The 8115-nt window shown below is 66.3% G+C and carries 7 protein-coding genes and 1 pseudogene; 4 read left to right on the top strand and 4 right to left on the bottom strand.

Annotation, left to right across the window (positions count from 1 at the left end):
- Window positions 1-182, bottom strand: a 182-nt coding sequence (locus tag G3N99_RS29690; protein WP_206124162.1) for a hypothetical protein, incomplete at its 3' end; no start/stop codon positions are given.
- Window positions 183-1259: 1077 nt separating this feature from the next.
- On the opposite strand from G3N99_RS29690, the gene G3N99_RS29695 reads away from it, so the two are divergent.
- Both G3N99_RS29695 and G3N99_RS29700 read left to right on the top strand, forming a co-directional pair.
- Window positions 1260-1397, top strand: coding sequence for a hypothetical protein (locus tag G3N99_RS29695; protein WP_167316036.1), 138 nt, complete (start codon window positions 1260-1262; stop codon window positions 1395-1397).
- 116 nt (window positions 1398-1513) lie between these two features.
- Entirely contained in the window at window positions 1514-3160 is a 1647-nt protein-coding gene (locus tag G3N99_RS29700; RefSeq protein WP_174937015.1) for an Nramp family divalent metal transporter, read from the top strand.
- A 127-nt stretch (window positions 3161-3287) separates the two neighbouring features.
- Here the strand turns inward: G3N99_RS29700 and G3N99_RS29705 are convergent, their stop codons facing one another.
- Window positions 3288-4193, bottom strand: coding sequence for a LuxR family transcriptional regulator (locus G3N99_RS29705; RefSeq protein ID WP_174937017.1), 906 nt, complete (start codon window positions 4191-4193; stop codon window positions 3288-3290).
- A gap of 101 nt (window positions 4194-4294) precedes the next feature.
- A complete protein-coding gene (locus G3N99_RS42605) occupies window positions 4295-4648 on the bottom strand; it encodes a hypothetical protein (protein ID WP_346778506.1) in 354 nt (117 codons plus the stop codon).
- Between G3N99_RS42605 and G3N99_RS29710 the strand changes: the two genes are divergently transcribed.
- Together G3N99_RS29710 and asnB are read left to right on the top strand one after the other, a co-directional pair.
- The gene (locus G3N99_RS29710; RefSeq protein WP_346778505.1) at window positions 4529-5311 is read left to right on the top strand and encodes an autoinducer binding domain-containing protein; all 783 of its coding nucleotides are present in this window, start codon (window positions 4529-4531) and stop codon (window positions 5309-5311) included. The two genes, G3N99_RS42605 and G3N99_RS29710, sit on opposite strands and share 120 nt — an antisense overlap.
- 265 nt (window positions 5312-5576) lie before the next feature.
- Window positions 5577-7544, top strand: coding sequence for an asparagine synthase (glutamine-hydrolyzing) (gene asnB / locus G3N99_RS29715; protein ID WP_206124163.1), 1968 nt, complete (start codon window positions 5577-5579; stop codon window positions 7542-7544).
- 19 nt (window positions 7545-7563) lie between these two features.
- Here asnB and G3N99_RS29720 read toward each other — a convergent pair.
- Window positions 7564-7758, bottom strand: a pseudogene (locus tag G3N99_RS29720) (lytic transglycosylase); the annotation flags it as partial.
- Between the last annotated feature and the right edge of the window lie 357 nt (window positions 7759-8115).

Here is an 8115-nt window from a genome sequence, read left to right on the forward strand (position 1 = left end):
TCGGCCATCATGGCGAACAGCAGGCAGTCGAGCGGGCGGGGCGCTGCCGGCACGTGGGCGAGCGCGGTGCCGCGCCAGTTGCTGAATGCGTGGGCGAGCGGCGAGAGGCCGGATACGAATGAGCGGTCGCATGCGTGATGCACGACGCGCTTGAGTCTGACCGCGAACGATTGAAGAAACATGACGCTGCCTCCGTCCGGTCCGGCTCGGGCCGGACGACGTGATCGAGCGCGGGCGCGTGACGCGGCCTGCGGTCGGAGGGTGGAACGTGGTGGAGCGTGCAACGGACGAACCGGCGATGGCCGGCCCGGGAGGAAGCGCGCTAACCCGACGAATGCGAGCTAGCGGCGTAAGACATGCGTCTGGCTGCTATCTCGCGATGGCTTGGCCGGCCTGGACCGGCATCGAACTGCAACTAGAGCATGTGTCCACGGAGGGACTCCTGTGATGAATTGCGGCGGATTGTATTCGGGTCGTTTGCTGCAGCGCAAGTAAAAAACGCATAAAAGGCGCCGTGTGTGGCGTGCGTGTCGTCATGGATCGCTGCGGCGCAGTCGCGGCACGAGGCCGGAACGAAGCGGCGGCGGCGGGGCGCCATGCCGTTGTTCGCACACATCGGATCGTGTCCGTATCGTGACGCGCTGAAAGGTTTCGGCACGTCGTTTCAAGGGCAAATCTTTCAGTGTCGCAAAGCAGGAAATTTATTTCGAGAAATGGGGTTGGGAGGGGTTGACTTCACTTTCGGGCCGTCCATAGAATCCGCCATCTTCACTCTTGGGGCCGCCGCCTTGGACGCCTGCAGTAGTCGATCTTCGAACGAAATTTCCGCCTGAGCGACCGACGTCCGCGCCTCATCGAAGCCGCCGTTTGTCTCCCAGGCAAACGGTGCGCGCAGCAGTATTCCGCAGCAAATTCCTACGTGCACCCTGATTCGCGCCGGTTAGCGTGATGCGTTTTCGCATGCGCCGTCCGGTTTCACCGCCGCCTGGCAGGCGGCCGCGTTCGCGCATGCCTTTCCCGGGCGCGAATGCCGGCCCGCATGCCTGACGGCGGTCAACCGTGTTTTCCGGAACACCGCACAGGAGCCGCCATGAACGACAGTGACAGTTGTCCCTTATGCCCGTTGCACGCACAGACCCTTTTGAACCCGGGTCGCAGGGACAATCCGGCCGACTAGCCTGACACGTCGTTCAGGCCCCGGACTGGCCCCGCGCCCAACACGCGGCCGGCAGCCTGCCGTCGCCGCACGGAGCCAGATCATGAACTTCGGCCTTCTGCTGTCGAATCTCCCGCACGTCACGGAATCGCGCAACCACTACGACGCGATGCTGATGCTCGACGCCCGTCCGCGGGTGTTCTCCCGCCTGTTGAACCAGTTGAAATCGTTGATCCGCTGAAAGACGCACCGAGCGCGTCTCGGCATGCGCACACGCGACCGCCATCGGGCGGTCGCCCCGCGCGCATTCCAAGATCGCTTGCTCACCAGATAACCATTAGCCGTACGGAACACATCATGTCCACGCCATCCAACGTTTCTCCACCGATCGCCGCCGAACGCAGCGCCGTGCTCGACGAAGCCCACCTGGGCGACATCCGCGGTGCGCTCGGTACGATCGCGCATCACGACACCGGCTCGCGCGGCACGTGGTGGGCGCGCCTGCGCACGCTGCTCGCGATCATCGGCCCGGGCCTCATCGTGATGGTCGGCGACAACGACGCCGGCGCATTCGGCACCTACACGCAGGCCGGCCAGAACTACGGCACGACGCTGCTGTGGACGCTGCTGCTGCTCGTGCCCGTGCTGTACGTGAACCAGGAAATGGTGCTGCGCCTCGGCGCGGTCACGGGTGTCGGCCACGCACGCCTGATCTTCGAGCGCTTCGGCAAGTTCTGGGGCGCGTTCAGCGTGATCGACCTGTTCCTGCTCAACGCGCTCACCATCGTCACCGAGTTCATCGGCATCACGTTCGTGCTGGATTTCTTCGGGCTGCCAAAGGTGGCCGGCGTGTGCGTGGCCGCGGCGCTGACCATGGCCGCGGTGAGTACCGGGGATTTCAGGCGCTTCGAGCGGTTCGCGATCGGACTGTGCGTGCTGAGCCTGCTGCTCGTGCCGGTGCTCGTGTCGATCCATCCGCCCGTCGCGCAGATGACGCGCGACTTCTTCGTGCCGAACTGGCCCGCGCACGCGAAGCTGTCGGACGTGATGCTGCTCGTGATCGGCATCGTCGGCACGACCGTCGCGCCATGGCAGCTGTTCTTCCAGCAGAGCTACGTGATCGACAAGCGCATCACGCCGCGCTTCATGAAGTATGAAAAGGCCGACCTGTGGATCGGCATCGTGTTCGTGCTGATCGGTGCGGTCGCGATGATCGGTTTCAGCGCCGCGCTGTTCAACGGGCATCCGGAAGCCGGCAACTTTACCGATGCGGGCGGCATCATCGCCGGCCTCGAGAAGTATGCGGGCCGCACGAGCGCGACGCTGTTCGCGGTGGCGCTGCTCGACGCGTGCATCATCGGCGCGGCGGCCGTGTCGCTGTCGACGGCCTATGCCATCGGCGACGTGTTCAAGATCCGCCACTCGCTGCACCGCGGCGTGTCCGATGCGAAGGGCTTCTATCTCGTGTATTTCGGCATCGTCGCGGCCGCAGCCACGCTCGTGCTGATTCCGGGCAGCCCGCTCGGCCTGCTGACCGAAGCCGTGCAGACGCTCGCGGGCGTGCTGCTGCCGAGCGCGACGGTGTTCCTGCTGGTGCTGTGCAACGACCGCCAGGTGCTCGGCCCGTGGGTCAACTCGACGAAGCTCAACGTGTTCACCGGCGCGGTGATCTGGGTGCTCGTGCTGCTGTCGATCATCCTCACGGCGTCGGTGATGTATCCGGATATCAGCGGCGAAGCGATCGTCGACGTGCTGGTGGGCGGCACCGTGCTCGCGATCGCGGGCTACATCGCCACGGTATTGATCCGCCGCAACAAGCGTGTGGTCGAGCCGGCCGTCGATCGCTCGTTGCGCGACACGTGGCGCATGCCGCCGCTCGACACGCTCGAGCCGCAGAACATGACGGTCGCGACGCGGATCTGGATGGCCGTGCTGCGCGGCTATCTCGTGATCGCGGTCGGTCTCGTGATCGTCAAGGTGGTGCAGATGACGCTGCTGAAGTAACGCAGGTCGTCTTCCAGGAAGCGGCGCCGGACCCGGCACCGCGCCGCAACCCGCACATGCCGGCCTCCGTGGCCGGCATGTGCGTTTACGCGTTCGCATGCGGCACGCCGCACACGGTGCGCGACCGTCAGATCAGTTCGAGCTTCGACGTCAGGTACGTGAGCTGGATCCGGTTCGCGACGCCGAAGCGCTTGCGCAGCTTGCGCAGGTGATAGTCGACGTTGTGCGCGCTGGTGTCGAGGCGTCGGCCGATCTCCTTGTCGGAGGCGCCTTCGGCGATGCCGAGCAGCAGTTCCTGCTCGAACGGCGTGAGCCCGTTCACCGCGCGTTCGCGCGACGTCGAGATCAGCTGCGGTGACGCGAACTTGTGCACCGACAGCCCGATCGACAGCGCCTGCTCGATCGTCGCGGGTGTGATCCATTCGCGCGTGCGGCGCGGCGCGGTGAAGCTCATGAATGCGTGCAGCCGCGTGCCGGGCACGGCCATCGAATACATGATGCCGCTGCACATCCCGTCGTCCTGCATCGTCTGCAGGAAGCCGTCGAGCGCGGCCGGCGTCACGCGCGGGCCGGCGTCGCGCTCGCGATGTTCGCGGCGCAACTGCTGCAGGTCCCACACGATCGGCATGTTGCAGACGCGCGCGCCGAGTGTGCGCGGATCGACGTCGTGATGGTTGTGCCGCACGTAGTCGCCGCGATAGGTGGCCGGCGTGAACGCTTCGTGCAGGTAGAGACTTTCGACGCGCTCGTGCGCGAATTCGAGCGCGAAGTACGCGAACGTCGAGAAGCCCGTCAGATGCAGCAGGCTCGCGACGATGCGGCTGCGCTCGGCCGTGCTCTGCGCGTGCGCGAGCGTATCGGCGACGCCGAGCTTCGGTGCGTGCGGCTGCGTGATGTCACCGCGCTTCACGTCGTCGCACCAGACGACCTGCACGGGGCGTTCCCGCAGCACGTCCGGGCACGTGTTCAGCCCGTGCGACGTGCGGGAAAAGGTTGGGGCGACCGCTTCTTCATGCAATGCAATATCGGACATGTGCCATCCCTCGGAATCGACGCGCATCGCCTGGCGGCGGCCGTATCGTGTACGGCATTCGCGGCGGTGCGATCGAGCATCGGTGTGATATGCGCCGATCGTCATCCCTGACGAAACGCGGGGGCATTGTACAAAAATGCCTGTGTATGCGTAATATGCCGTAATACTAATGGCGGCGGAAGATTCCTATTCGCACGCATATCACGCCGACCAAAAAATCCATAAAGCAAAGACCAGATCGTGACGGGGCGCAGGTTCACATATTGGGAAAGGGCGGGCTCCTCATGACATATGCTGACGGCGCACCACGCGTCGAGTGGTTCTCGCAAGCCGATATCGCAACGGCTGCGACGTATTCGAATGAATATCAGGCAATCGGGCACGACGTTTTTACCGGCACTCAAATTGAATCCGGTAAAACCGACCTGGCTTCGCTCGATTTCGCGCAATGCCATGCGCGCTTGCGGCAAATCGGTTTCAGTACGCTCGGTTACGGCGCTTTCGAAATGATCGGGCGGCGCATTTTATGCGCGCATCTGTTGCGAGACCTCGCACCCGCGACCTTCATGCAGCCGTTCATCGAAGGCATGCTCTACGAAAGCGACCCGCGCTTCGCGCAGGTGCGGCAGAGCGGCTTTCCGGTCGCGTGGCGGCTCGACGAGATCGAGGCGGCCGCGCAGGGCAGCGGCGACCGCAAGATGCTGGCGCTCGCCGGCCATCTGCGTGCGCACGGGATGAACAGCGGCGTGTTGTTCGGCCTGTCGGCGCCGCGCCTCGACCTGCGCGTCGCGGTGAACGTGACGTCCGAGACGCACGGCACCGAATGGATCGACGATCGCGTGATCGGTGGTGCGCTGTCGGTCAGCCTCGCGGTGCATCGCGTCGCGCTGCCGTTCCTCGAAGCACGTATCGCCCGCATGCGCGGCTTCGCGCTCGGCGACGAGCAACTGCAGGTGCTCGACCGCCTCGTGCACGGGCTGTCCGACCAGGAGATCGCGAGCGCGCTGCGCACGTCGCTGCACAAGGTCGGCCACCATATCCGCTCGCTCGAAAAACTCTTCAACGTGCAGAACCGCGCGCAGCTTGCGTATCTGGCGGCGCGCCGATTGCCGTCCTGACGCTGTCCGTCCCCGGTTTTCTCCGCGTGATCCGATGACCGTCGTGCCGGCCCGTCCGGGGCTGGCCCGACGGGGGCTTCGGCTGCGCGCGCCGTCGCGATGCGCACACGCTGCTTGACAGCGCTTTTTTCGAGTGATTGCCGCATTCACCTATGAATTATTGCTGAATTATTTCTTCGTAATATGGCTCGACCGTCACGCCGGACGGCGGGCCGCGAGGTTGCGCCATGCGTGACGGAACTGGTCAACAGGGGCGGACAAATCAATGTGCGGAATCGACGGCTTTCTGAATAGCGTCGCCTTCGATGAGGAGACAGCGCGCGGCACGCTCGCGCGCATGACGGCAAGCCTCGCGCATCGCGGGCCGGACGGGCAGGGGATCTGGGTCGACCCGGAAGCCGGCATTGCGCTCGGCCACCGGCGGCTCGCGATCGTCGACCTGTCGGTACACGGCCGACAGCCGATGGCATCCGCGTGCGGCCGCTACGTCATGGTCTTCAATGGCGAAATCTACAACCATCGCGACCTGCGCGCGGAGCTCGAGCGCGCAGGTCGTGCACCGGCGTGGCGTGGCCACTCCGACAGCGAGGTGCTGGTCGCGGCGATCGTCGCGTGGGGTGTCGAGGCGACGCTGCGGCGCGCGACCGGCATGTTTGCGATCGCGCTGTGGAATCGCGAATCGCGGGTGCTGACGCTCGCACGCGACCGGATCGGCGAGAAGCCGCTCTACTACGGCCGGATCGGCGACGCGCTCGTGTTCGCGTCCGAACTGAAGGCGCTGCGCGGCTATCCGGGCTTCGACGGCGCGATCGACCGTGACGCGCTGTGCCTGTACCTGCGCCAGTCGAGCGTGCCCGCGCCGCACACGATCTATCGCGGCATCCGCAAGCTGCCGCCCGGCACGTATATCCAGTTCGAGCATGCGCGCGACACGCCGCGCCTGCGTGCGTACTGGACGCTCGAGCAGGCGATCGAGGACGGTCGCGCGCAGCCGTTCGAGGGCAGCGCCGACGAAGCCGTCGGCCAGCTCGACGCGGTTCTGCGCCAGGCCGTCGCGCGGCAGATGGAGGCCGACGTGCCGCTCGGTGCGTTCCTGTCGGGCGGTGTCGATTCGTCGACGATCGTCGCGCTGATGCAGGCGCAATCGTCGACGCCGGTCGACACGTTCACGATCGGTTTCCATGAAGCGGGCTACGACGAAGCCGGTTATGCGAAGGCCGTCGCGCGTCATCTCGGCACGCGCCATACCGAGCTCTACGTCACGGCCGACCATGCGCTCGGCGTCGTGCCGAAGCTGCCGTCGATCTACGACGAGCCGTTCTCCGATGCCTCGCAGATCCCGACCTTTCTCGTCTCGGAGCTGACGCGCCGGCATGTGAAGGTGAGCCTGTCCGGCGACGGCGGCGACGAGCTGTTCGGCGGCTATACGCGCTACTTCCTGACGCCGCGCCTGTGGCGCAAGCTGCATCGCGTACCGGGCGCCGTGCGGGCGCGGATCGCCGCCGCGCTGCATGCGTTGCGGCCCGATCACGCGGACCAGCTCGCGGCCGTCGCGCAGGGGGCGTGGGGCGGGGTGGAGGCGCGCGAATCGGCGACGCGCATCGGCGATCGCCTGCACAAGCTCGGCCACGTGATGACGGCCGAGAGCCGCATCGGGCTGTACCGTCTGCTGATGTCGTCGGTGCATCATCCCGAGCGCCTCGCGCTGTCGGGGCAGGAGCCGGCGACGCCGCTCGACACCGTCTCCGCGTGGCCCGCGCACCTGAGCTTCGCCGAGCAGGCGATGGCGATCGATACGCTCACATACCTGCCGACCGACATCCTCGCGAAAGTCGATCGCGCGGCGATGGCGGTGAGCCTCGAAACGCGCATGCCGTTCCTCGACCATCACGTCGTCGAATTCGCGTGGCGCGTGCCGACGGACGTGCGTTTGCCGGAAGGACAGTCGAAGGCGCTGCTGCGTCGGCTGCTCGACCGGTACGTGCCGTCCGCGCTGATCGACCGGCCGAAGCAGGGCTTCTGCGCCCCCGTCGATCACTGGTTGCGCGGCTCGCTGCGCGACTGGGCCGAGGCGTTGCTGCGGCCGTCGCGGTTGCGCGAGGAAGGCTACTTCGATGCGGCTGCGGTCGAGCGCCTGTGGCGGCAGCACGTGACCGGCCGGATGAACTGGCAGCACCAGTTGTGGACGGTGCTGATGTTCCAGGCATGGCTGGAGGCGCAGCGCGCCGCGTAAGCGGGTGCGCTGCGCGGCGTCACTGATCGAGGCAGCGCATGCAGCGCCGCTTCGCGTCGCTCGATTTCAGACCGCGACACATCGTCATCACGGGCCTTGCATGGCACGAAGGCGGATCGGCGGAGGCTGCCGGCGACGCCAGCCGGCGCGCGCGATCGGGCGGCGTGGTTGCGGCCGCATCCATGCGTCGCTGGCGTGCGGGTGGCGTGTCGCGCCCGGCGCTGCCATCGTCAGGATTGCCCGACGTCATCGACGCGACGTGCGGGGTGTCGTCATTCGTTGCATGCGCAACGGGCGGCGCCGCGCACGCGAGCGCGGCCAGCGCGTACAGGCAGGCGGCGACGGTTCGTGAAGCGCGCTTGTTCATGTCCATTCCATACGTTTCGGTGCCGGCGGCGCGGAGAGCGCGCGGCTGCTGCATCGATTGTAGGGACGGCAATGGCCGTGTGTCACGCCGGGATCCGTAGTCGCGCGCATCGGCAGAGGCGGCGGCCGGAGCCGAAACGACGAAGCGTGATGCACGAGGATACGCGGCCGCCGACGCTCAAAAGCGACCGCCGCCCGGAGGCAT

Origin of the sequence: Burkholderia sp. Ac-20392 (genome assembly GCF_017104585.1) — a bacterium.
Taxonomy (GTDB): Bacteria; Pseudomonadota; Gammaproteobacteria; order Burkholderiales; family Burkholderiaceae; genus Burkholderia; species Burkholderia lata.